At 59.4% G+C, this 22,647-nt stretch carries 25 protein-coding genes; 11 read left to right on the top strand and 14 right to left on the bottom strand.

Annotated features, from left to right (window positions below):
• Positions 1–96 precede the first annotated feature (96 nt).
• Positions 97–729 (bottom strand): ATP-dependent Clp protease proteolytic subunit, encoded by a 633-nt coding sequence (locus ACR0A2_RS13430; RefSeq protein WP_117869644.1) that lies wholly within the window; start codon positions 727–729, stop codon positions 97–99.
• A 368-nt stretch (positions 730–1,097) separates the two neighbouring features.
• Between ACR0A2_RS13430 and ACR0A2_RS13435 the strand changes: the two genes are divergently transcribed.
• The 3 genes from ACR0A2_RS13435 (at position 1,098) to ACR0A2_RS13445 (ending at position 2,883) form a co-directional block, all read left to right on the top strand.
• Complete coding sequence (locus ACR0A2_RS13435; protein ID WP_152457343.1) at positions 1,098–1,439, top strand: ArsR/SmtB family transcription factor; 342 nt, start codon at positions 1,098–1,100, stop codon at positions 1,437–1,439.
• A gap of 61 nt (positions 1,440–1,500) precedes the next feature.
• Complete coding sequence (locus ACR0A2_RS13440; protein WP_152457342.1) at positions 1,501–1,638, top strand: entericidin A/B family lipoprotein; 138 nt, start codon at positions 1,501–1,503, stop codon at positions 1,636–1,638.
• A gap of 828 nt (positions 1,639–2,466) precedes the next feature.
• Positions 2,467–2,883: a type II toxin-antitoxin system Phd/YefM family antitoxin gene (locus ACR0A2_RS13445; RefSeq protein WP_480835521.1), complete on the top strand. Its 417-nt coding sequence runs from the start codon at positions 2,467–2,469 to the stop codon at positions 2,881–2,883.
• Between the two features lie 100 nt (positions 2,884–2,983).
• Here ACR0A2_RS13445 and ACR0A2_RS13450 read toward each other — a convergent pair whose 3' ends face one another.
• From ACR0A2_RS13450 to lepA, 5 genes are all read right to left on the bottom strand, one after another.
• On the bottom strand, positions 2,984–3,433 hold the full coding sequence (locus ACR0A2_RS13450) for a hypothetical protein (protein WP_152457340.1): 450 nt from the start codon (positions 3,431–3,433) through the stop codon (positions 2,984–2,986).
• Between the two features lie 106 nt (positions 3,434–3,539).
• Positions 3,540–3,860, bottom strand: a complete 321-nt coding sequence (locus ACR0A2_RS13455; protein ID WP_170345061.1) for a hypothetical protein — start codon at positions 3,858–3,860, stop codon at positions 3,540–3,542.
• Between the two features lie 83 nt (positions 3,861–3,943).
• Positions 3,944–4,297, bottom strand: a complete 354-nt coding sequence (locus tag ACR0A2_RS13460) for a hypothetical protein (RefSeq protein WP_171726738.1) — start codon at positions 4,295–4,297, stop codon at positions 3,944–3,946.
• Between the two features lie 258 nt (positions 4,298–4,555).
• Entirely contained in the window at positions 4,556–5,473 is a 918-nt protein-coding gene (locus ACR0A2_RS13465; protein WP_480835523.1) for a DUF2971 domain-containing protein, read from the bottom strand.
• A gap of 98 nt (positions 5,474–5,571) precedes the next feature.
• Positions 5,572–7,371, bottom strand: coding sequence for a translation elongation factor 4 (gene lepA, locus ACR0A2_RS13470; RefSeq protein WP_480835525.1), 1,800 nt, complete (start codon positions 7,369–7,371; stop codon positions 5,572–5,574).
• A 161-nt stretch (positions 7,372–7,532) separates the two neighbouring features.
• On the opposite strand from lepA, the gene ACR0A2_RS13475 reads away from it, so the two are divergent.
• The 3 genes from ACR0A2_RS13475 to ACR0A2_RS13485 all read left to right on the top strand — a co-directional run bounded on the left by ACR0A2_RS13475 (position 7,533) and on the right by ACR0A2_RS13485 (position 9,963).
• Positions 7,533–8,633 (top strand): Hint domain-containing protein, encoded by a 1,101-nt coding sequence (locus ACR0A2_RS13475; protein WP_480835527.1) that lies wholly within the window; start codon positions 7,533–7,535, stop codon positions 8,631–8,633.
• A 2-nt stretch (positions 8,634–8,635) separates the two neighbouring features.
• The gene (locus ACR0A2_RS13480; RefSeq protein ID WP_152457335.1) at positions 8,636–8,944 is read left to right on the top strand and encodes a hypothetical protein; all 309 of its coding nucleotides are present in this window, start codon (positions 8,636–8,638) and stop codon (positions 8,942–8,944) included.
• A 65-nt stretch (positions 8,945–9,009) separates the two neighbouring features.
• Positions 9,010–9,963 carry a LysR family transcriptional regulator gene (locus ACR0A2_RS13485; protein WP_480835529.1) on the top strand — a complete coding sequence of 318 codons (954 nt, stop codon included), beginning with the start codon at positions 9,010–9,012 and terminating at the stop codon, positions 9,961–9,963.
• On the opposite strand, the gene ACR0A2_RS13490 is transcribed toward ACR0A2_RS13485, so the two are convergent.
• A complete protein-coding gene (locus ACR0A2_RS13490) occupies positions 9,960–10,403 on the bottom strand; it encodes a low molecular weight protein-tyrosine-phosphatase (RefSeq protein ID WP_480447539.1) in 444 nt (147 codons plus the stop codon). The genes ACR0A2_RS13485 and ACR0A2_RS13490 overlap by 4 nt on opposite strands.
• A gap of 28 nt (positions 10,404–10,431) precedes the next feature.
• On the opposite strand from ACR0A2_RS13490, the gene ACR0A2_RS13495 reads away from it, so the two are divergent.
• Both ACR0A2_RS13495 and ACR0A2_RS13500 read left to right on the top strand, forming a co-directional pair.
• Entirely contained in the window at positions 10,432–11,130 is a 699-nt protein-coding gene (locus ACR0A2_RS13495; RefSeq protein ID WP_480447538.1) for an NAD-dependent deacylase, read from the top strand.
• Positions 11,131–11,191: 61 nt separating this feature from the next.
• Positions 11,192–11,800: an HdeD family acid-resistance protein gene (locus ACR0A2_RS13500; RefSeq protein WP_171170744.1), complete on the top strand. Its 609-nt coding sequence runs from the start codon at positions 11,192–11,194 to the stop codon at positions 11,798–11,800.
• Positions 11,801–11,892: 92 nt separating this feature from the next.
• On the opposite strand, the gene ACR0A2_RS13505 is transcribed toward ACR0A2_RS13500, so the two are convergent.
• The 4 genes from ACR0A2_RS13505 to meaB form a co-directional block, all read right to left on the bottom strand.
• A complete protein-coding gene (locus ACR0A2_RS13505; protein WP_171117622.1) occupies positions 11,893–12,366 on the bottom strand; it encodes a copper chaperone PCu(A)C in 474 nt (157 codons plus the stop codon).
• A 40-nt stretch (positions 12,367–12,406) separates the two neighbouring features.
• Positions 12,407–12,757, bottom strand: a complete 351-nt coding sequence (locus ACR0A2_RS13510; protein ID WP_171232538.1) for a hypothetical protein — start codon at positions 12,755–12,757, stop codon at positions 12,407–12,409.
• 407 nt (positions 12,758–13,164) lie between these two features.
• A complete protein-coding gene (rpmB, locus tag ACR0A2_RS13515; protein WP_050603240.1) occupies positions 13,165–13,452 on the bottom strand; it encodes a 50S ribosomal protein L28 in 288 nt (95 codons plus the stop codon).
• 186 nt (positions 13,453–13,638) lie between these two features.
• Complete coding sequence (gene meaB, locus ACR0A2_RS13520; RefSeq protein WP_480835533.1) at positions 13,639–14,610, bottom strand: methylmalonyl Co-A mutase-associated GTPase MeaB; 972 nt, start codon at positions 14,608–14,610, stop codon at positions 13,639–13,641.
• Between the two features lie 208 nt (positions 14,611–14,818).
• Between meaB and hrpB the strand changes: the two genes are divergently transcribed.
• The 3 genes from hrpB (at position 14,819) to ACR0A2_RS13535 (ending at position 19,462) form a co-directional block, all read left to right on the top strand.
• Positions 14,819–17,272: an ATP-dependent helicase HrpB gene (gene hrpB / locus ACR0A2_RS13525; protein ID WP_480835535.1), complete on the top strand. Its 2,454-nt coding sequence runs from the start codon at positions 14,819–14,821 to the stop codon at positions 17,270–17,272.
• 166 nt (positions 17,273–17,438) lie between these two features.
• The gene (locus ACR0A2_RS13530; RefSeq protein WP_480835537.1) at positions 17,439–17,897 is read left to right on the top strand and encodes an NUDIX hydrolase; all 459 of its coding nucleotides are present in this window, start codon (positions 17,439–17,441) and stop codon (positions 17,895–17,897) included.
• A gap of 89 nt (positions 17,898–17,986) precedes the next feature.
• Positions 17,987–19,462: an inorganic phosphate transporter gene (locus ACR0A2_RS13535; protein WP_480835539.1), complete on the top strand. Its 1,476-nt coding sequence runs from the start codon at positions 17,987–17,989 to the stop codon at positions 19,460–19,462.
• Between the two features lie 9 nt (positions 19,463–19,471).
• Here ACR0A2_RS13535 and ACR0A2_RS13540 read toward each other — a convergent pair whose 3' ends face one another.
• The 3 genes from ACR0A2_RS13540 to ACR0A2_RS13550 form a co-directional block, all read right to left on the bottom strand.
• Positions 19,472–20,446, bottom strand: coding sequence for a 2-dehydropantoate 2-reductase (locus tag ACR0A2_RS13540; protein WP_480835541.1), 975 nt, complete (start codon positions 20,444–20,446; stop codon positions 19,472–19,474).
• 79 nt (positions 20,447–20,525) lie between these two features.
• A complete protein-coding gene (locus ACR0A2_RS13545; protein ID WP_480835543.1) occupies positions 20,526–21,488 on the bottom strand; it encodes a pirin family protein in 963 nt (320 codons plus the stop codon).
• A gap of 119 nt (positions 21,489–21,607) precedes the next feature.
• Positions 21,608–22,441 carry a phytanoyl-CoA dioxygenase family protein gene (locus ACR0A2_RS13550; RefSeq protein ID WP_480447531.1) on the bottom strand — a complete coding sequence of 278 codons (834 nt, stop codon included), beginning with the start codon at positions 22,439–22,441 and terminating at the stop codon, positions 21,608–21,610.
• Between the last annotated feature and the right edge of the window lie 206 nt (positions 22,442–22,647).

Genomic DNA, 22,647 nt, shown 5'->3' on the forward strand with positions numbered 1-22,647 from the left:
TCGGGGGCGCTTACACCTGTGTGTGCAGCTTAGGCCAGCACTCTGGCGGCTACAATCTCAAAATGACCCCCGCGCCGGTGACGCAGGGTATCGGCCTCAGGCCTCTTCCGTGTCCATTTTCGCTCGGTTTTCGACGATCTCGTCGATGTGACCCCATTCCTTGGCCTCTTCCGGGCTCATGAAATTGTCACGATCCAGCGCTTTTTCGACCGCCTTTTTCGTCTGCCCCGTATGACGTACGTAGATATCATACAGGCGATCCTTCAGCTTTTGCGTCTCGGCCGCGTGAATCATGATGTCGCTGGCCTGGCCCTGGTATCCGCCACTGGGCTGGTGCACCATGATGCGGCTGTTGGGCAGTGAAAAGCGCATTCCCTTCTCGCCCCCGGCCAAAAGGACCGAGCCCATCGAAGCCGCCTGACCGATCACCAATGTGGAACATTTCGGCTTGATGTATTGCATTGTGTCGTAAATCGACAAACCGCTGGTCACCACCCCGCCCGGCGAGTTGATGTAGATCGAGATTTCCTTGTTGGGGTTTTCCGCCTCGAGGTGCAGCAATTGCGCCACAACAAGATGGCTCATCCCATCATGAATCGGTCCGTTGATGAATATGATGCGCTCTTTCAGGAGGCGGGAGAAAATATCATAGGCGCGCTCGCCCCGGCTGGTCTGCTCAACGACCATGGGGACAAGTGTATTCATGTAGGTTTCTACGGGATCGAACATTCGTAACCTGCCTGTTTAGCTATGGATCGGGACAATATCCCAACAAGTGTTACCTGAGTCTTAGTGTCGGCTAAGGGGGGCTGCAAGGGGGGCAAGTGAGAACGCTGACCGAATGTCGATCATCATCAATCGTCAAGGCGAACCATCTGTTGTTTCCGGCGACGATCAGCAGATCGCCTTAAAGTGAATCATCTGCCCCCACGCGTTGCGGGAACGTTCAATCCGAATTCCCCTTTCATACATCACGCTATTTTGATTCATACATATAGAAATGAATGTACGAAACATGTACTGAAGGGTCTCACACTCACGTCTCTTTACGTAACGGAAACAACACCCGGCCAACGGGTTTGCAAGGAACTCAATCGATGGCACTTCCTCAGCTGTCCAATGACATGTCAAAAGAAGATTTTGACCGCATGGTCACCAACGCGACACGCGCTTCCAATTTTCTCAAGGCAATAAGCCACGAAGGCAGATTGATGATCCTCTGCCATCTGGTGTCCGGTGAAAAATCCGTCACCGAACTGGAAGAATTGCTGTCCGCCAGACAAGCCGCTGTATCACAGCAACTTTCCCGTCTGCGACTTGAAGGGTTGGTGATACCTCGCAGGGAAGGCAAAGCCATCTATTATCGTCTGGCGGATGATCGTCCCCGCCGCATGCTCGAAGTCGTTTACGAGCTCTTCTGCAGCGACGACCGGACCTAGGAACTGGCTCCGGCTGATAAAAGGTGCTACCGAAAAACAATCGAGCACCAAGGAGACGAACATGATCCGCGTAATTCTGATGGGCCTGAGCCTGTTTGCACTGACTGCCTGCGAAACCGCCAAAGGCGCCGGCAAGGATATCGAAAAAGCCGGAGATGCCATCCAAGGCGCAGCAACCGACGTGCAGGAAAGCCTGTAATACACTTTATTTTGCGCCGCGCGCGGGCCTTCTCTCAATATATAGTTGAATGACATGGCATGCCGCGGTAGCTTTCCCTTACAGGTGCATAGACGCGGCATTGCATCATCTGACGCTAAATCGGGGCTCTTTCGCACACGCAGAAGAGCCCCGGTCCCTTTCGGCAGGGGTGAGTGGTAGCCTGTATGAAACCGAAATCCGGCAAGGGAAAAGGCGCCAGGTGCGCAGACGCGGTCTTTGCATGCATCCTTTCGGACACTCCTGACGCCTTACCGGGTCGATGCGCTCCGAAGAGCACCCGATCCAGTTGCCACAGCCCCCTGAGAAGCTGCGGCGGCTGCATTGCCCCCGAAGGGACATCACAGCGTGCATCGGCCTTCTGAGAAGGTAGCCATCCGACTTGGGCACGAAACCCTCACTCGGCTGGTCACCCGCCGGTAAGCCATTGCAGTTCAACGCAAATCCTAAGATCCAGTCTCCCTGCCAAGACCCCCGGGCCTTTGCGTCCCACCTTCGGTTTCTAATAACCTGTGTGGTGGTCAGACTGTTGCAGCACGCCTTGTATCTGACAAGAAAATAGCACTGCAGCATGAAAATTAGACGGGGATAAATTGTTGGTATCTGCCGGGAAATCTTTGTGGATAATCCGAGAAGTTTCGACTCCACGCATGTTTGTCCCGGGACATTTTCAGGCCTGAACCTGAGCCCGGTTTTTGGCCCTATGCTGCGGGCGCAAAGGCCACCGCACGCGTCATTAGTTGAGAATTGCAGGATTTGTACAACTCTCGGGCCACCAATCTTTCGAATCGTACATACGGAGATTCGCCGATGCGTTGCACCATTTCCCATGCGCGCGCCCATTTGGGCGCTCTGGTCACCCGCGCACGGGACCCGCGCGAAGTGATCATACTGACCCGGCACGGCAAACCGCTGGCCGCTCTGGTCTCGATCGCCGAAGCGAAGCGGATCTGGCATTTGCAGAATGATGACGAAATCGGGTGGAAACACCCGCTGTCGGGCATTCGCGGGATGTGGTCGCGGGGACGCAACATCCCCGGAATGGAACCGGGACCGGACGGCAGCTATGTCACCGCGCGCGAAGCCGCGCTGAAGGTTCGCGAAATCCAGATGACCCGTGCCGAGGAACGCCGCATTCTTGCGCGGGGTGGTCTGGATCCTGTCGCAGGCGGTGAACTGGCCGCCCGGCCCGTCTCCTCGCTGTGGAGACGATGGTTCCGTTTTTGAGAAGCGGTCCGACCCGCGCGTGGCAACCTACTAACCTCCGCCGCAGTCAAAATTGCAGCAGCGATACTTACCCCCTACAATCGCCCGGGCCGGACACGCTTCAGTTCACCTGACGTTCCAGAACGGTGCTGTAGGTCGTTCCGTTCCGCAGGCTACGGAAATCGGCAAAGATCTTGCCATCTTCGTACCGCGCATCGATCAACGCATTCGCGCCGATCAGCAGAGGTGAGGTTTCGACGATGCCGATGCTGCCCGTCCCATCGAGGCTGATGGTGCCGGTGGCCTCGTACTCATTCCAGTCGGTATCGCCATCGCGACGCCATTTGCTGTGCCCCCAGAAAACGTTGCCGTCCTGAAGCTGCACATCCAGCATCCATTCGGCCTGATTGAACCGGGGCTGATCGCCTTTGTAGTAATGGCTGGGCTGGACTGTCGTGTAAGACCCTAGCCAGGTGCCGCGCAGGTCGGGCGTGGTATCGGCCAGCGCGGCCGTTCCAAGGGCGAGGGTCGTGGCCAAAGCGGCTGCTCCGGCAGTCATATATCTGGTCATGGGCTCTCTCCTTCTGTCTGGTCAACAGATTGGGAGCGCCCGGGCGGGTTACAACTTACTTAAGGGAAACTTCATGATTGGTTCAGCGGCGGCTTAGAATGGGGCTTCAGGCCCAGGCCAGAGCCGTCCCGACAATGACCAGCGCGATGCCAATCCCCTCGCGATAGGAAAAGTTCTCGCCAAACAGAAAATATGAGGCGATGGCGATCAGCACGACCTCGGCCCCGAGAATGCCGGTATAGATGATGCCCAATCGTTCGTTGCGCAGCGCGGCAAGTTCCAGCGTCGCGGCGGCCAGAAGCGTGGCAACAATCAGAAGGGTCAGGCCAACACCGGGGATCTTCCACCAGAACTTCATCGAGATCATGGCAACGGAATAGAGACCCGCCGACCCGAGGGCGATGAGAGGGATGAGCGATGTGGACATGTGGGCCTCCTGCCGAGGTTGCCGTTGCGTCAACTTTAGCAGGTGGGCGAAGTTGAGGCTGTGAGGTTGGTCACAGACTCCGGTCAGAACACGATTGCGATGAGTTCGGACAGCCCAATCAGACCCAGCAACACATTCGACGTCAGGATCAGCCCTTTCAGGTTACGCGCCTTCAATCCTTGGGCAAAGCTGGTCTGCGCAAACTCCTCGGTCATGTCGCCGCGCAGGTTTTCAACATCTTCCAGCGCGGTCTTGCCCGCCAGAACGCCATAGGTGGTGATCACAAGCACCAGCACGATCAGCGGCAGAGCAACCCCTTCGGCCCCAAACCCGATGACCGCGGCGATGGCGACATAGGCAAAGATCGAGGTGCGCATGATGTCGTAATAATGGTCAAGACGGCGCATCGAAATCTCGGAACGCAATTGCGGGTCCATAACACTTCCCCTTTGAAAAATCTGTTTGGAATGCGGGGAGCCTAGCACTTTTGGCGGGATTTCAGAAATTGGGGGGCTTGGCAGGGTTGGGGATGGAGCCCCGGAGCGCAAACGCGTTTGCAACCGTCGATCAACAAACTGAAGGCAGCGCCGGCCCGAGGGGAGGCGCAAACGCGCCGCCCCATGGGGGCGGGCCGGCGCGGCCCGGCGGTGCCGCCGGGCGGGTGGGTTCGGTTCGGATAAACCCGATCGACTGCGTTACCATTCCACGAATTCGCATTCAGAACTGATAACCGTCACGCTATCGAAGCCATAATCATTCAACAAAATCTCTACAACTCCGCTATCAGACCGATTGTTGGGACCAATGATGACTTCTGCGATTGATGGCCTCGAACCACCCCCTCGATCAGCATGCACCAAGTCAAGACCCGCGAAAGCTCGAATGTTGTTTCGGGTGGCTCTGAACTCGACATCGCCGTTTTGAACAAATGGTTCTGGATCACCAAAAATCTCAAATGTGCTCGGTTCACCAGCCATGGAGCCAAACGGTATTAAAAGACGCGTTTCCCGTTCATTTTCCCAAGAATTGTGTTTATATGAAGCAGTCAAAGAGACCAAATCGATTGCGCAAAAGACCGGCATTTTATCCTTCGTGTTCGCATCGCAACCGGAATACTCGCGCATATGCTCTTCAAAAGTTTGCGCAATACTATTTGAGAATAGTTGCGGCTCGTAAATTACATTGCGCCACCAATGCCGAGGAAAATAGTCTTCTTCTATTGCGATAGAGAACCCTTTACCGCCATCAGAGTAATTCATCCAGGAATACAAATCGTCCTTTCGCTGAGTAAATGATGCGCCTAGAAATTTGATTTTTTCTTTGTAGTTATCGAAAGCGGTGCGCACTTCTTCCAAGAACTTTTGATTTTCTGAACCCTCTGCAAATGAAAGGCTGTCTAGGTAGTCTTTGACTACAGGAAGGCCATTTTTTATTTCGCGCGGATCGTTCATCGATTCTAGGTCAGAAGCCCAAATCTCACCGTTTTTGATGATTTCAAGAAATGCCGTCGCGCTACAATAGTGATAGTATCGCGGAGAAAGACCCGAAAACAGGCCAGTAAGTGCGTTCTGCAAAATGCTACCTCGAAAGCTATTCGAAGCAAGTTTATTCACCAAAACAAGATTTTCAACTCTTCGGTTCTCGCGCTAAGACGCTTTGGGCACGCAGTTGGCTGCGCCAACCGCTTTCGCGCACTCGCACTTAAAATGGATTAAGAATCCATTTTAAGTGCGGAAATAAACGCCTCCTGCGGGATATCCACCTTCCCGAACTGGCGCATCTTCTTTTTCCCCGCCTTCTGCTTGTCCAGCAGTTTGCGTTTCCGCGTGGCGTCGCCTCCGTAGCATTTGGCGGTCACGTCCTTGCGTAACGCGCTCAGGGTTTCGCGGGCGATGACCTTGCCTCCGATGGCGGCCTGGATCGGGATTTTGAACATGTGGCGCGGGATCAGGTCCTTGAGCTTTTCGCACATCGCCCGGCCCCGCATCTCGGCCCGGTCGCGGTGAACCATGGTCGACAGCGCATCAACCGGTTCGTCATTCACCAGCACCGACATCTTGACCAGATTGTCCTCGGTATAGCCGGTCATCTGGTAGTCGAACGAGGCATAGCCCTTGGTCACCGATTTCAGGCGGTCGTAGAAGTCAAAGACGACCTCGTTCAGCGGCAGGTCATAGACGACCATGGCCCGGCTGCCCGCATAGGTCAGGTCCAGCTGGATGCCGCGGCGGTCCTGGCAGAGTTTCAGCACGTCGCCCAAGTATTCATCCGGCACCAGAATGGTCGCCTTGATGCGCGGTTCCTCGATATGGTCGACCTTCGAGGGGTCGGGCATGTCGGCGGGGTTGTGCAGCTCGATCATCTCGCCGTCTTTCATGTAGACGTGATAGATCACCGACGGCGCGGTAGTGATGAGCTCGATATCGTATTCGCGTTCGATGCGGTCGCGGATGACCTCAAGGTGCAGAAGGCCAAGGAAGCCGCAGCGGAAGCCAAAGCCCAGCGCGGCCGAGGTTTCCATTTCAAAGCTGAAGCTGGCATCGTTGAGCGCCAGTTTGTCGATCGCATCCCGCAGGTCTTCGAATTCGGCGCTGTCCACCGGGAACAGGCCGCAGAACACTACCGGCTGCGCGGGTTTGAAGCCCGGAAGGGCCTCTTCGGTGCCGTTGCGGTCATTGGTGATGGTGTCGCCGACGCGGGTGTCGCGGACCTGTTTGATGGATGCGGTGAGGAAGCCGATCTCACCGGGGCCAAGGCTGTCAACCATCTCCATCTCAGGCCGGAAGACGCCGACACGGTCGACATGGTGCAGGGTGCCGTTCGACATGAACTTGACCCGCATGCCCTTTTTCAGCGTGCCGTCCATGATGCGGACCAGAACGATGACGCCGAGATAGGCGTCGTACCAGGAATCCACCAGCATCGCCTTGAGCGGCGCGTCGAGATTGCCCTGCGGCGCGGGCAGTTGCTGCACGATTGCTTCCAGAGTTTCGTGGATGCCCTGCCCCGTCTTGGCGGAAACCTGAATGGCATCGGTCGCGTCGATGCCGATCACATCTTCGATCTGTTCGGCCACGCGGTCACAGTCGGACGCGGGCAGGTCGATCTTGTTCAGCACCGGCACGATCTCATGATCGGCGTCGATGGCCTGATACACGTTCGCCAGCGTCTGCGCCTCGACCCCTTGGGTCGAGTCGACCACCAGCAGCGAGCCCTCGACCGCGCGCATCGACCGGCTGACCTCATAGGCGAAGTCCACGTGGCCGGGGGTGTCGATCAGGTTCAACACGTATTGCTCGCCATTGTCGGCGGTATAGTCGATGCGGACCGTGTTGGCCTTGATGGTGATGCCGCGCTCGCGCTCGATATCCATGCTGTCGAGCAGCTGTTCCTTCATGTCGCGATCCTTGACCGTGCCGGTCTCTTGGATGAGCCGGTCAGCAAGGGTGGATTTGCCATGGTCGATATGCGCGACGATGGAGAAATTGCGGATATGAGCGAGGTCTGTCATGGAGTGGGATATGTCGGGAGTTTTGCCCCTCGTCAAGCGTTGAAGCGTTGCAAAAAAGGTCCCACCCGCGCCTTTCTGTTCAGCGGCATTTACCCGAAATCAGTGAATAGTTAAGATGATCGCATCATTTGGCCGTTTCAAAAACAGAAAGCAGGGAAGACTTGGCCGATTATTCGATCTTTGTGTTGGGTGAAGGTCAATTGTCCGTCTCTGTGGCGCAGGGTCTGGACGGGATCAATCAGGGCACGGGGATACATCTTATTGGTGAGACGATTACCATCAATTCGCGCGCCGCGACCGAAGTTTTTATCACGGATGCCGGATCGGACACCAACTTTTCCGACAATGATGGCAATCAGCGGTTAAACGGCGATCAGACAATCGATGGTACGCTTTTCGCCAGCGGCACGCGTGTTGAAGCCGAATATGGTATTACTTTGACAGACGGGACAACCACGTGGCAGGCGGTTGCGTTCAACGTGAACAACTCATCACCGGCATATGGAACCGTCGAGGGCATCGCATTCATCGGCGGACCCGGACAGTTTCCACCAGCCGGAGTCCCTCTAACGGTCGTCAGTACGCAAGAAGGCCCAAGCTTCGCATCAAACGCATATGTCAGCCCCATTTGCTACTGCCGCGGGACACTGATCGAAACCAAATCCGGATACCGCCCCATCGAAATGCTGAAGCCGGGTGATGAGATTTGGACCCGTGACAATGGCTATCTACCCGTCATCTGGACGGGCGAACAGGCTGTCATCACAGCCGGACGTTTCAGAATGGTCGAAATTCCCGAGGGAAAGCTCTCGAATTTCGCGCCTTTGAAAGTGTCACAGCAACACAGAATGCTGGTCACGCACCCTTTGGCTGAAATCCTTTGCGCAGAGAACGAAGTGTTTGTTCCAGCCATCAGCCTTGTTGATGCGGGCATTGCTACATTGTGCAGAGAAAACAGTGCAGTTTACCATCATCTGCTGCTTGAGACACATAATGTCATTAACGCCAACGGAGCAATTTCCGAAAGCCTGCTGCTGGCACCATCCACCAGCGGCCAGAACCCGGATGATCTGTTCTTTCGCAGCCTGGTCGATCAGGATTCATATGCCGTTGAAACCGCGAGGCTGACGCTGAAGAGAAAAGAGGCAACATTCCTGATCAACAGCATCTTGTCCGTTGATCCAAACTCCAGTTTGATTCATACTCCGCCGCAGGCCGAGAGGGGCGCAAGATCCCTCCGGGCAGGCAAAAACGAGGCATGAGCATGAAACAGTTCCTCTTAATCGCATTTTGTGCGGCATCGCTGACGGCGGTGGCTCCGGTTGCTGACGCGGCGCAGATCAAGCGGGCGTGTCTGGCGTCGGACCGGTCGGCGGCGACGCGGGATCGGTGCAGTTGCATCCAGCGCGTAGCAGATCAGGCGCTTACCCGCAGCGATCAGAAAACCGTGGCCAAATGGTTCACCGACCCCCATCAGGCGCAACAGTTAAAGATGTCGCAGACCGCGCGCGACGATGCGCTGTGGGACCGGTATCAGAACTTTGGCCAGATGGCGCAGGCGATCTGCAGCTAAGCCCTTCTGAAACCTTGACCTGATCCACGCTGCGCCCCAGAAAGGCGCAGCGAAAGGTGTATCTTATGGTGATGAAAGGGCTGACCCTGCGGGGCCTTGAGGTGTTCGAGGCTTTGGCGCGGACGGGATCGGTGGCGCAGGCCGCCGAGATCACCGGGCTCAGCCAACCATCCGTTTCCCAACAGTTGCGCAATCTGGAAAAGGCTCTGGGCACCGAACTGGTCGATCACGGGCGCCGACCGATGCGCTTGACACAGGCCGGGCGCAGCTTTCTGGTGCGCGCCGAGGCGGTTCTGGCCGAGCTGCAAATGGCACAAAGCGAATTGTCGGTCATGGACCTGGGGCATCTGACCACATTGTCCATCGGGCTGATCGACGACTTCGACAATGATCTGACCCCGCGGTTGGCCACGTTGCTGGCAGACAGTCTGACCCGATCGAATTTCAAACTGATCACCCTGTCCAGCCTCGATCTGTTCGAGGCCTTGGCCGAACAACGCCTGCACATGGCCGTCACCGCCCATAGCGGAGAAGTGCTGGAGGGGGTGGTCGAGTACCCTCTGGTCCGGGATCCGTTTATTCTGGTTGCGCCTCAGGGGGCGGGCGGAGTGGAGGCGGCACAGAACAGCCTGCCGTATCTGCGCTATGCCCGCGAGCAGTTGATCAGCCGGCAGATCGAGGCGCATATGGCGCGCGGCGCGCAGGAGTTCGAGGAACGGTTCGAGATCGGCTCGCACATGGCGCTGATGGCCATGGTTGCACGGGGTCTGGGTTGGGCGATTACGACGCCGCTGGGTTTCATGCGCGCCGCGCGGTTCCATGACGGGCTGGAGGCCCACCCTGCCCCGTTCGGGGATTTCTCGCGTAGCATATCATTGCTGGCGCGAACGGGCTGGTCCGATCAGGTACCGCAGGAGGTGGCGGGCATGATACGGCGTCTGATGCAGAACCAGATCGTTGACCCGGCTTTGGCCAAACTGCCCTGGCTGGGCGGATCGCTGCGGGTGATCGGCGGTTAACTGTCCAGATGGGCGGCAAGCCCCTCGACCGCCGCCTCGATCAGATCCAGAGCGCCATCGAAATCCCGCGTGTAATATGGGTCAGGCACATGATCAGCGCCGGCTTCAGGGGCGAAATCGGTCAGCAGGCGCACCGGGGTGTCACTGCCGGCGGGGCGCAGATCCTCGATATCCGCGATGTTGTTGGCGTCCATGCCCAGGATCAGGTCGAAGCGGTCGAAATCGGCAGCGGTGAACTGACGGGCGCGCAGGTCGCCCAGATCGATTCCCCTGACCTTCGCAGCTGCCTGCATCGGGCCATAGGGCGGTTTTCCCGCATGCCAGCCCATGGTTCCGGCACTATCGGTTACGTGATGCGGCGCGCGGGCGCGAAAAACGCCCTCTGCCGCAGGCGAGCGGCAGATATTGCCCAGGCAGACAAAGAGGATACGGTGTGACATGTACCATGCTGTACCGCGCGGAGGAGAAATGGAAAAGATCGTGATTCTGACCGGGGCCGGAATATCCGCCGAAAGCGGGTTGAGCACCTTTCGCGATGAGGGTGGATTATGGGTCCAGCACCGCATCGAGGATGTAGCCACGCCGGAAGGATTCGCCCGCGATCCCGCACTGGTTCAAGGGTTTTACAATGCGCGGCGGGTTCAGGCCGCCAGGGTTCAACCCAATGCCGCTCATGAAGCACTGGCCCGGCTGCAACGGGACTGGCCCGGGGACGTCGTGATCGTGACCCAGAACGTGGACAGCCTGCACGAGGCGGGCGGCGCAAAGGATGTCATCCACATGCACGGAACTTTGGCGGGCGCGCTGTGTTCAGCCTGTGGCCATCGCTGGACCGCCCCGCCCGAAATGGCGGTTGGGGAATCCTGCCCCGCCTGTGCGCGCCCCACGGCCCGGCCCGATGTGGTCTGGTTTGGAGAGATACCCTATTACATGGACGAGATTTATGACCACCTGACCAGCGCGTCGCTTTTTGCCGCCATTGGCACCTCGGGTCAGGTTTATCCGGCGGCAGCGTTCGTGCACGAGGCACAGGCGGCGGGCGCTCGGACGATCGAGATCAATCTGGAACCGTCGCCGGGCGCATCCGGGTTTGATGAAAGACTTGTCGGCAAAGCGACCCAGACAGTTCCGCGATGGGTCGGGCACCTGCTTGCGCCGCACAGTTAAAGTACAGACAACACTCGCTTAATTCGGTTAGACTGTCCCCGAAACGACTGGAGGACAAGAAATGACGGATCAGGACCCCCGGACCGGTGAAATTCTGGATGAAGGCAGCATGGCCGGGCGCGACATGCTGGGAGAGCAGCTTTCCAGCCTGTGGTGGACCTTTCTGCTGCGCGGAATACTGGCCGGGCTTGTCGGTATTGCAGCACTGTTCTGGCCGTCTGGCAGCATCGCGTTGCTGCTGCGGCTGGTTGGTGTGCTGCTGATCCTCGATGGTGGCCTGACGCTCTTGGGCGTTGGGCGTCGCGGGGTGATGGGCGGGGCTGCAATCGGTGCGCTTCTGATCGGGCTTGTCCTGCTGATCTGGCCGGAAGGGACGGTCAAACTGGCCTTTTTCCTGATGGGCGCATGGGCGCTGATCATCGGGATCGGTTCGCTTGCGGCATCCGGGCAAATGCACGAGAGAGACCCTCAACGCGGCTCCATGCGCGTTTCGGGTTTTGTCGCGCTTGTGGTCGGGCTTGTTTTGATGATCTGGCCAGCGGTCGCGCTTGTTGCGCTGGGATGGGGCATCGCCTTTTCGGCGCTGGCCATTGCCGCGGTCATGTTCTGGCTGGCGTCCCGATTCCGCCGGGCCGGTGACCGTGTCGGTATGAAAACCGTCAACAAATAGCACCAGCGGTGACCGCAGGAACAACAGGCCGGGCAATGCCCGGCCTGACGCATGGATGACGGCCGCAGCGCGGCCTGAAGACAGGCGTTGCCCTAGTTCGAATGAGATCCGTGTCCGCCCATGTCCTGACGCTCCAGATCGACCGGGATTTCGATCTCAACCTCGCCAGCCTTTTCAAAGATCAGCGTCACCGGAACCATGGCGTCCTGCTCGAACGGTTCGGTCAGCCCCATGAACATCACGTGGTCGCCGCCACGTTTCAGCATGTGGGTTTCACCTGCCGGAATGGCAAAGCCTTCCTCGACATGCACCATCTTGGCCACGCCATTGTCGTCGACTTTGTGCGTATGCAGTTCAACCCGGGCAGCGGCATCCGACGTCACGCCGACCAGACGGTCGTCCGCATCGCCCAGATTCTGGATCATCATGAACGCGGCGCCTGCCTTGGCGGTCTTTCCCGACGACCGGGCATAGGCGTCATCAACTTTGATAGTGCCTTCGGCAAAAGCGGGCATGGCCAGGGTCAAGGCGGCCAGGGTTGCAAACAGAGTAGTTTTGAGGGACATCGTGCCTCTCCTGTATTGTAGGTTTGAAAAAGTAGTGTCTTCAAACACGTACAGGCGGCGCGCGCGCCGGGGTGCCGGGGACCGGCAAGGCGATTTGATTGACCAGATGTCGCAACGGCGCTATCTGCGCCCGCTCTGGCGCCATAGGCATGGGCGGCTGGGCAACGGCGACCGCGCCCATCAGGGACAGTGCGTAATCCGGGCAGTAATGCGGTGGCGCGGTGGGCTGCCCGTCTTCGTCCATATAGACAACGACCGGACCGGTGCCTGTGCACAACACCATCTGACCCACGGCCTTGTCCATGCCGCGGGACACGGCAAGGCCCTGCCCGGTCAGAACCAAAAGCAGGGACAGAACATAAGGCAGGAATCGTGTAGTGGCTGGTCTCATCCTGACCCGGGTATAGGTCAGTCGGCAGAGTAGCTTCAAGCGCCAAAGGGTCGCGCTTGAAGCTGGTTTCAGTAATCAATTCCCGGTCGTTTCACCTTGCTTGCATTGAAGCTGGTGTGGGAACGATTCACCCTGCGCTGCATCCGCGTACAAGCCGAAATTGCTTTGCGAAAAACCGCGGCCAGAAACAGGAAAAGGTAGAAACTTTTTAACGTCATAGTGAGGCCCCCGCCTGATGAATGACAGTGACGATAGGTCAGATTCGGCATTCCGTATGTGAAGCAATTCACCAATAGCGGAAAATAATTTCGAAATTGAAAACAGTGTCGGGCTGCAGCGGGCGGCTCAAAACGAAAAAGCCCTGCACCTCAGAGGTGCAGGGCCTGAAAATCAATAAGCGAAAAGGCTTAGGCCGTGGCTTGCGCCTTAGCGATTTCCTTCTTCACTTTCAGTGCGTTCGCCGACAGTTCTTCATCCTTGGCTTTGGCCAGGAATGCGTCCAGACCACCGCGGTGGTCAACCGAACGCAGAGCGGCTGCCGAGATGCGCAGCTTCACGCCGCGGCCCAGGGTCTCGGACTGCAAGGTAACGTCATTCAGGTTCGGCAGGAAACGACGACGAGTTCTGTTTTTGGCATGGCTGACATTGTTGCCAGTCATCGGGCCTTTTCCGGTCAGTTCGCAACGGCGCGACATGGTTTCTTCCTTTGTTTCTGGAGGCCGGGCACAAAGCCCTCGGCCAAATCACAAGGGGCACAACCCGAAGTCGCGCCCGAAAACTGGTTGGATGCGTTTAGTGGGAATCGCAGGAAGGGTCAAGACGGACCGAACGAATTCTTTCATTTTGCGCCCGCCTTTGAAACCTTGCCCCCTTTCACCCCGTCAGCTCAGCGTGCCAAGCAGTTTTTCGGCCGCGCGGGCCGGGTTCAGCCGCCCGGCCGAGACTTCAGCGTTCAGGCGTTCCATCTCGGCCTTGGCCTGCGGCGTGTCGAGCCGGGCCAGAAGGGCATGGCGGACTTCCTGATCGAACCAGTATCGCGCCTGGGCGGCCCGGTTGGCTTCCCAGACACCGTTGTCGCGGCGCCACCGGGTCAGGGATTGCATCTCGTCCCAGGCTTGCTCCAGCCCCTGTTCTTCGACCGCTGAAACGGTCATTGCCTTGGGGAAACCTTCGGGATCCTGCGGGCGCTTGCGCAGCAATCGCAACGCGCCGGCATAGTCTGCGCATGTCCGGGTCGCCGTGGCCTTCAGGTCGCCATCCGCCTTGTTGATCAGGATGATATCGGCCATCTCCATGATGCCACGTTTGACACCCTGCAATTCGTCCCCTCCCGCCGGGGCCAACAGCAACAGGAACAGGTCCGACAATTCGGACACCACCGTTTCGGACTGCCCGACGCCCACGGTTTCAATCAGCACCACGTCATAGCCTGCGGCCTCGCTCAGGGCGATGGCCTCGCGGGTCCGTCGGGCAACGCCGCCGAGATGGCTCTGGCTGGGGGAGGGGCGGATAAAGGCGTTCTTCTCGCGGCTCAGACGTTCCATCCGGGTTTTGTCCCCCAGAATCGAGCCCCCTGAACGGGCAGAGCTGGGATCGACTGCCAGAACCGCGACACGCAGCCCCTGCCCCGTCAGCATCATGCCAAAGCTTTCGATGAAGGTGGACTTGCCCACCCCGGGCGTACCCGACAAACCGATCCGGAGCGCCTGACGCCCCGATCCCGCGAGCTGGGCCAACAGCTCGCTGGCCTGTGCGCGATGATCGGCGCGATTGCTTTCCACCAGAGTGATCGCGCGGGCCAGCGCCCGGCGCTCGCCCTTCAAAATCCTGTCGCTGAGGCTGTCTGTCTGCATTCTTGTCCCGATCCTAGAGGCAGGAATAGTTGCCGCGCTCGGGGGGTGTTTGTCCAGACCGCAGGTCGCCGGAAATGCAATCAAAGCGAAAGCTGCGTCAATTCGTGCGTTGCTTGGCCGTTCAGGGTTGGACCTGCAGCCCCGGTGTCACCAGAACGCGCCGGCGAGAGAACTGGACGACACCAGCATGATCGCGGATAAGAGCCGGATGACGATACGCCTGCCCATCGACGACGCCATTCCTGAACTGCTGGACAGATTGCGCGCGCAGGGCCGCGCGGTATTGCAGGCCCCACCGGGGGCGGGCAAGACCACGCGGGTTCCCCTGGCAATGCTCGAGGCGGGTTTGTGCGATGGCAGGATCGTGATGCTGGAACCCCGGCGGCTGGCGGCCCGGGCCGCGGCCGAGCGGATGGCCGAGACGTTGGGAGAGCGCGCGGGACAGACCGTGGGCTACCGTGTACGTGGCGAGGCGAAAGTGTCGAAAGACACCCGGATCGAGGTGGTGACCGAGGGCATCCTGACCCGGATGCTGCAATCCAACCCGGATCTGCCGGGAATTGGCGCGGTGATTTTCGATGAATTCCACGAACGATCTCTGAACGCCGATCTGGGGCTGGCCTTGTGCCTCGAGGTGACCGACGCATTGCGGGACGATCTGATCCTGCTGGCCATGTCAGCCACGCTGGATGCGGATCCCGTCGGCGCGTTGATGGCGGCCCCTCTGGTCACATCGGACGGGCGCAGCTTTCCGGTTGAGACGCGCTGGCTGGATCGGCCATTGGGGCCGCAAGCGCGACGGTTGGATGCGTTGATCGATCTGGTGGTGCAGGCCGAGCGTGAGACGCGGAAGTCCGGCGGCGGAATTCTGGTTTTCCTGCCGGGAGAGGGTGAAATCCGACGCGCTGAAAGCCTTTTGAACGGTCGGTTGCTCGACAGTTGCGTGGTGCGCCCGTTATTCGGAGCCATGCCCTTTGCGGCCCAGCGTGCGGCGATTGCCCCGGTGGAACATGGGCGCAAAGTCGTGCTGGCGACGTCGATTGCCGAAACCTCGCTGACGATCCCCGACATCAAGGTCGTGGTGGATATGGGACAGGCCCGGCGGGCTCGGTTCGATCCGGGATCGGGCATGTCCCGGCTGGTGACAGAACGGGTGACCCGGGCCGAGGCCACACAGCGTGCGGGCCGGGCCGGACGTGTGGCCGAAGGGGTGTGTTACCGGCTCTGGTCGAAGGGGGAAGACGGTGCGCTGGCGGCCTACCCGCCTGCCGAGATCGAAGCGGCTGACCTGACCGGGCTGGCGCTGGAGCTGTCACTGTGGGGCGCTGACCCGGCCGATCTTGCCTTCCTGACTCCACCTCCCGAAGGGACGATGGCCGAGGCGCGGGCTTTGCTGACGATGCTGGGCGCACTCGACACCAATGGGCGGATCACCGATCATGGGCGCGCCCTGGCGGCGCTGCCCTTGAATCCCCGGCTGGGGCACATGCTTGTGCGGGCCGGTCCGAACGCGGCCCCCTTGGCGGCGTTGATGGCAGAGCGTGACCCCCTTCGCGGTGCTCCGGTGGATATCACCCTGCGGCAAGAGGCGCTGCGCGATCCCCGGGCCTTTCAGCGCAACAGGGTCTGGCAGGTCAACATGGGCGCCGTGGATCGGATCAATGCCGAGACCAGACGGCTGCGGAAACAGGCCAAGGGCGATTCGGCCGATCTGAGCCCCGCCGCCATGGCTGCGCTGGCCTATCCTGACCGCATCGGACAGCGGCGCAAGGGTGACGCGCCGCGCTATGTGCTGTCAGGGGGAAAAGGCGTTGTTCTGGACAGTGCGGATCCACTGGCCAACGCTCCGTTTCTGGTCGTCATCGACACGGATGGCAACCCGCGCGAGGCGAAGGTCCGGATGGCCACGCAGATTTTGGAACGCGACATCCGCGATCTGTTCGCGGATCAGATCGGCTGCGTCGAGACCTGCGCCTGGTCCAAACGCGAGCGGCGGGTCGTGTCGCGGCGGCAAGAGCGGTTCGGCGCGATCATATTGGACGACCGCATCTGGAAGGACGTCCCGGACGACGCCGTGGCCCGCGCGATGCTGGATGGGATACGCGATCTGGGCCTGCGGCCGGAGGGTGCCGCCGCGCGCCTGGCCGCCCGTGTCGAGCTGGTGCGCGCCGATGGCGTCGATCTGCCCGATTTTTCGGTCGCAGGCCTGATGGCCGACATGGAGGACTGGTTGCTGCCCATGCTGTCAGGGGTCAAAAGCGCCGAAGACTGGAAGAAATTCGACCTTTTGCCCGCCCTGCGCGCGCGGCTGGACTGGGCGCAGACGCAGGAGCTGGACCGGCGCGCTCCGGGGTCATTTGAAACGCCGCTGGGGCGCAAGGTGCCAATTGATTACAGCGCGGCCGTGCCGGAAATCTCGGTCCGTTTGCAGGAAGTGTTTGGCGTGACCCGACACCCGGCGATCGGTGGCCAGCCTTTGAAGATCACTCTGCTGTCACCGGCGCAGCGCCCGATCCAGATAACGCGTGACCTGCCCGGTTTCTGGGCGGGCTCTTACGCGGATGTACGCAAAGACATGAGGGCGCAATACCCCAAACACCCCTGGCCCGAAGACCCGACCCAGGCTGATCCCACGCTGAGGGCAAAACGCAGACGTGACTAGAGCCATCAGCAAAGCCCGAGCCTTGCCCATAATCCACAAAACAACCCAGAAAACCCTCAAAAATCGGCCAAACCCGGCCAAACTGGAAGGTTTAATTGAAACTCACCATTTCCGTTGTTAAGTCGTATCAACTTTGAAGGCATAGAGTAGACTGACAAAATAACTGATGAATGCATGGCTGCAAAATATCTGGGAAGAGGTAGGACGTCCGCTGTTCCTGCGCCCCCGACGGGTGCAGTTTGCGGCGTTGTGCACCCGCGTTCAGGATGGGCAGGACCAGGTCTTGCTGATCACCAGCCGTGACACCAAACGCTGGATCATCCCGAAAGGCTGGCCCATCGATGGTTTGAGTGGCGCGGAAACAGCCCTTCAGGAGGCCTGGGAAGAAGCCGGGGTGCGCGCGGATGCGGTTCACGATGAACCCATCGGCCAATTCACCTACGACAAGATCCTCAAAGACGGATCGGCGCAACCGGTATTGACCAATGTCTACAGGATTTCGGTGCGTGCGCTGGCCGATGACTTTCCCGAGGCTGACCAGCGCGAGCGCAGCTGGTTTTCGCCGGCTGAAGCGGCCACTCTGGTGCAAGAGCCCGTGCTTCAGGCCTTGTTGCGCAGACTGTAAGGAATTCGCAACATTTCGATGGCACCCAGCTTGCCTGAGCATCCGGATACCGCTAGTGGCGCACGATCCTTCAATATCTGACCAAGTTCATGTCTGACACGAATCCGAAACCACGCTGGCAAACGTTGGACAGCGACCTGCATAGAATTTCGCGGGTCGAAACCGCCAACATCCATGTCGCGCGCCACCTGCTGGCACCGGGGGTCGCACTGGCCTTCATGGCGCTTGCCGGGCTGACGGCGGCGGTCCTGTTCGGTCGGGCGGATGGCAGCCATGTCGTGGTCGCGGCGGCCGCGTTCGGGGCCTATATGGCGATCAATGTCGGTGCCAATGACGTGGCCAACAACATGGGCCCAGCGGTCGGTGCGAATGTGCTGACCATGGGCGGCGCCATCATGATTGCCGCCATAGCCGAAAGCGCAGGTGCGTTGCTTGCGGGGGGTGACGTGGTCTCGACCATCTCAAAGGGGATTGTCGACCCCGCCTCGGTGCAAAACAGCGAGGTGTTCATCTGGGCCATGATGGCAGCGCTGATATCTTCGGCCATGTGGGTCAACCTGGCGACCTGGATCGGCGCCCCTGTGTCCACAACGCACTCAGTCGTGGGCGGGGTGATGGGTGCAGGCATTGCAGCAGCGGGCCTGAGCGCGGTGAGCTGGGGCACGATGAGTGCAATTGCAGTCAGCTGGGTGATTTCGCCGATGCTCGGGGGGGCGGTTGCCGCGGCTTTTCTGGCGCTGATCAAGTCGAAAATCCAGGATCAGGACGACAAGATTGCCGCCGCGCGAAAATGGGTACCTATCCTTTTGGCGGTGATGGCGGGGGCCTTTGCCACCTATCTGTCCGTTAAAGGCCTGCAACGGATCGTGCATATCGATCCCAAGATGGCCCTGTTGATCGGGTTGGGCGTGGGGCTGCTGACCTGGTCCGTGACCGTCCCGTGGGTCAAACGCAGATCCGAAGGGATGGAGAACCGGACCCGGTCGCTGAAGACGCTGTTTGGCCTGCCGCTTGTGATCTCGGCCACGTTCCTGAGCTTTGCCCACGGCGCAAATGACGTGGCCAATGCGGTCGGCCCGCTGGCTGCGATTGTTCACGCAGCCGAGTTCGGAGAGTTCGCCGCGAAAGTTCCAATCCCGCTTTGGGTGATGATCATCGGAGCGTTCGGGATTTCCTTCGGTCTGTTCCTGTTCGGCCCCAGGCTCATTCGGATGGTGGGCCGCCAGATCACAAAGCTGAACCCGATACGCGCCTTTTGCGTTGCCCTGTCGGCGGCGATCACCGTGATTCTGGCCAGCTGGCTTGGCCTGCCGGTCAGTTCGACCCATATCGCTGTTGGAGCAGTCTTTGGCGTCGGCTTCTACCGCGAGTGGGATTCCGAGCGCCGGCGCAAGCGGGGAAAGCTTCAACGCAAAGCACAACACCTTGCCCCGGAAGAATACCGCCGTCGCAAGCTGGTACGGCGGTCGCATTTCATGACCATCGTGGCCGCGTGGATTGTCACCGTGCCCGCCGCCGCAATCATGTCGGCCGTCATTTACTGGGTGCTGACCGCGTTCGCCTGAGGGATGACGTCAGAGCCTGATCTGTTCCGGCGACAACGGGTGATCGGGTGCATGTTTGATCAGGTCGGACACCTGCGTGCAGATGGGTGTCGGCACTCCGGTTTCGTGACCCATCCGGATGATGTGACCTTGCAGGCTGTCAATTTCCGTTTGCCGCTCAGCCATGAGGTCATAGGCCATGGACGTTCGCGCGCTCGGGTCGATTGTCAGCATCCGGGCCGCGATCCTGGTGAACAGCGGTGTCGGCAGCCGCAGAATATGCGGGGTCATCCATGCCGGAAGCGGTGTGGTCGAGGCCACGGGATGACCCGCCGCCTTGAGGACGGTCAGCGCCTCGGACATCTGATCCGCCATGAGATTGCGCCAGTCGCGGTTCATCAGCTGATCCATCAGCGTGAGGCCCGACAAGGCATTGAGCGCATTGTTCAGGTTGATCACCAACTTGCCCCATTGCACGGCTTCGATCTGGTCGCTGGACGTGACGGGAAGGTCTGCGCTGCTCAGTTGCGCGGCCAGATCACCAGCGCCGCTTTGGATGACGATCTCTCCGGACGTGGCCCGATGATAGGTGGCGGGGGCAGTCGGCACCACGTTGAACGGAACCATTCCGGCGCGTATGTCGCGCCCGGGAAGGGCATTGCGCAATGTTGCGGCAGCTTCGATACCGTTTTGCCAGGACAGGATCGGGGCATCCTGCCGCGCAAAGCGCTCAATTTGCTCGGCCATGTCTGCGGTTGCACCCGATTTGACGGTGACGATGACCAGTTCGGCCTGATCCAGACAGGCCGGATCTTCGCTGAGCGTCAGGCCCCCGGTCGGAATCGTGACGTCAAGGCCATCAAAGTCAGTGACCTTCAGCCCGTGCTCTCGGATCGGGTCCAGCACACGGGCGCGGCCCAGCAAGGTCACGGAATGCCCCGACCGGGCCAGCAAGGCTCCGCAGAAGCAGCCAATGCTGCCCGCGCCAGCAAGGACAAGTTTCATGATACCCCCTCCGGTACACCCGAAAAGGATCACCGCAAACGTCCTGTGACACAAGCCCGCTTGCCCCCGACGTCACGCGTTAGCGGGCCAGCCGGGGTTTGGTGCGCTCAAGCTCTTTGGAAATAGGGATAAATTCCTGATCGTCACCCGGAGGCAGTTGAAATGCACCATTAGCCCAATCGGCGCTTTTCCACTCACGGGTTGCGGTTTCGATCTTTTCCTTCGAAGACGAAACGAAATTCCACCAGATGTAGCGGTCTTCATTCAGGGTCGCTCCGCCCAGCAGCATCAGCCGCGCGCCCAGCGCACCGGCCTTGACAGACAGCTTGTCCCCGGGCCGGAACACCATCATGCGGCCCTCGTCAAACCTGTCACCCGCGATTTCGACCGAACCTTGCGTGACATAGACACCTCGATCTTCGTGGTCGTCAGGCAGAGGCAAAGACGCGCCGGGTTCCAATTGCACGTCGAGATAGAAGGTTTCGGACAGCATCGTGACCGGGCTGGTCTCACCATAAGCTGAACCCAGGATCAATCGGGCACTGACGCCTGCATCCTGAATATGCGGCAGCGCGGCCTGTTTGTGATGTTCGAAATCCGGGGCCATATCCTCATGCGCTTCGGGCAAGGCGATCCAGGTCTGAATGCCGAACAGGCTGTGTTTCCTGCCTCGGGTCTCATCACTGGTGCGTTCGGAATGGGTGACGCCGCGGCCTGCGACCATCCAGTTGACCTCGCCGGGATAGATCATCTGATGTGTGCCAAGGCTGTCGCGGTGCTCGAATTCGCCCTGGTACAGATAAGTGACCGTGCCCAGTCCGATATGGGGATGGGGCCGCACGTCGATGCCGCCTTCGGTGATGAATTCAGCGGGCCCCATTTGATCGAAAAATATGAAAGGGCCCACCAACTGTCGTTTTACCGAAGGCAACGCGCGGCGCACTTCGAACCCTCCCAAGTCACGGGCACGCGGGATGATTAATGTGTCCAGCGCCGGATTCTCCGAAATGCACTCCGGATTGTGTGTCGGGTTCCAACTCATTTCAGCTCTCCCTTCGTTGCAGATGGTCAGGCCACCCGCGTTCACTCAGGTAAGAAATAGCCACGCAAAGCAGCCCATAAAGTGCACAATCGCACAGATTAAGTGCGGCGCCGTTCCAATCAACGCGGCCAAAGTTGCGGGAAAAACGGCCCGTCAATCCGATCCCCCTCGCCATAGCCTGCCGCCTCGAACTGCGCACGCTCGTCCTTGGCCCAGTCGCCGCGATACCGGATGACACCATCAGGTGCCGTCATGCGAAGGGTGAAGCGCCGCACCGTTTCCGACGGCGTGGTCGAGGACAGCCCGCCATGCAGCGTTCGCATGTCGAAAAAGATACAATCCCCAAGCTCCAGATCCCATTGCAGCAACTCATACGCGCCGGGGTCGGCATTGACATCGGGTGGCGGGTGATAGGTCAGCCCGGCGACTTCGGTGGGCTCATAGCTGGGATGCCCATCGGCAAACCGCACCCGCATGAACAGCTTGTCCCACAGGTGTGAGCCTTTCACGAATGCGATGCCGTTTTCCTTGGTCACGGGTTCCAGCGGCAGCCAAAGGACACACATCGTGCCTTCGAAGTCGAAGTAAGACAGGTCCTGATGGAAGGGCGGGCGCGAGGTCGAGCCGGCCTCGCGCAGGAACCAGTTGTCCATGACGAGGTTGATGGACGGTGCCCCCAGCAACCTGGCAGCAAGCGGTGCGCAGGGGGACTTATGAACGAATTCGTTGAATTGCGGGATTTTGTTCCAGGCCCAGTAGTCTTCGTAATAGCCCGGGGCGTTCGGATCCTTGGTATGACGGGTGAAATTATCGGTCGGATTGTCAAGATCGGCGTCGATACCTGCACGCAGCAATGACAACCAGTCGGATGAGAACTTCGACCGCAGAACAATAGCGCCATCGCGTTGGAAGGCGGCAATGTCTTCCTGTGTAACCAGATCTGCTGTCGTCATGGAAGGATCATCCCGATGTGGTTCGGTGGCCCCGAGCATCGCACCACGCACCGCCAGAGGTCAAAGAGATTCGTTTCGACGATCCGGATTCACTCACAGAACCGTGAGGGCGCGGGGATCCAACCGCGCACGGCCTCGGATTTTGAAAGAAACATGCTATGTTTCAGATGGAAGCCGCAGACTGACAAGATTGGATCGCGTATTGG

Source organism: Ruegeria sp. H8, from assembly GCF_056532905.1.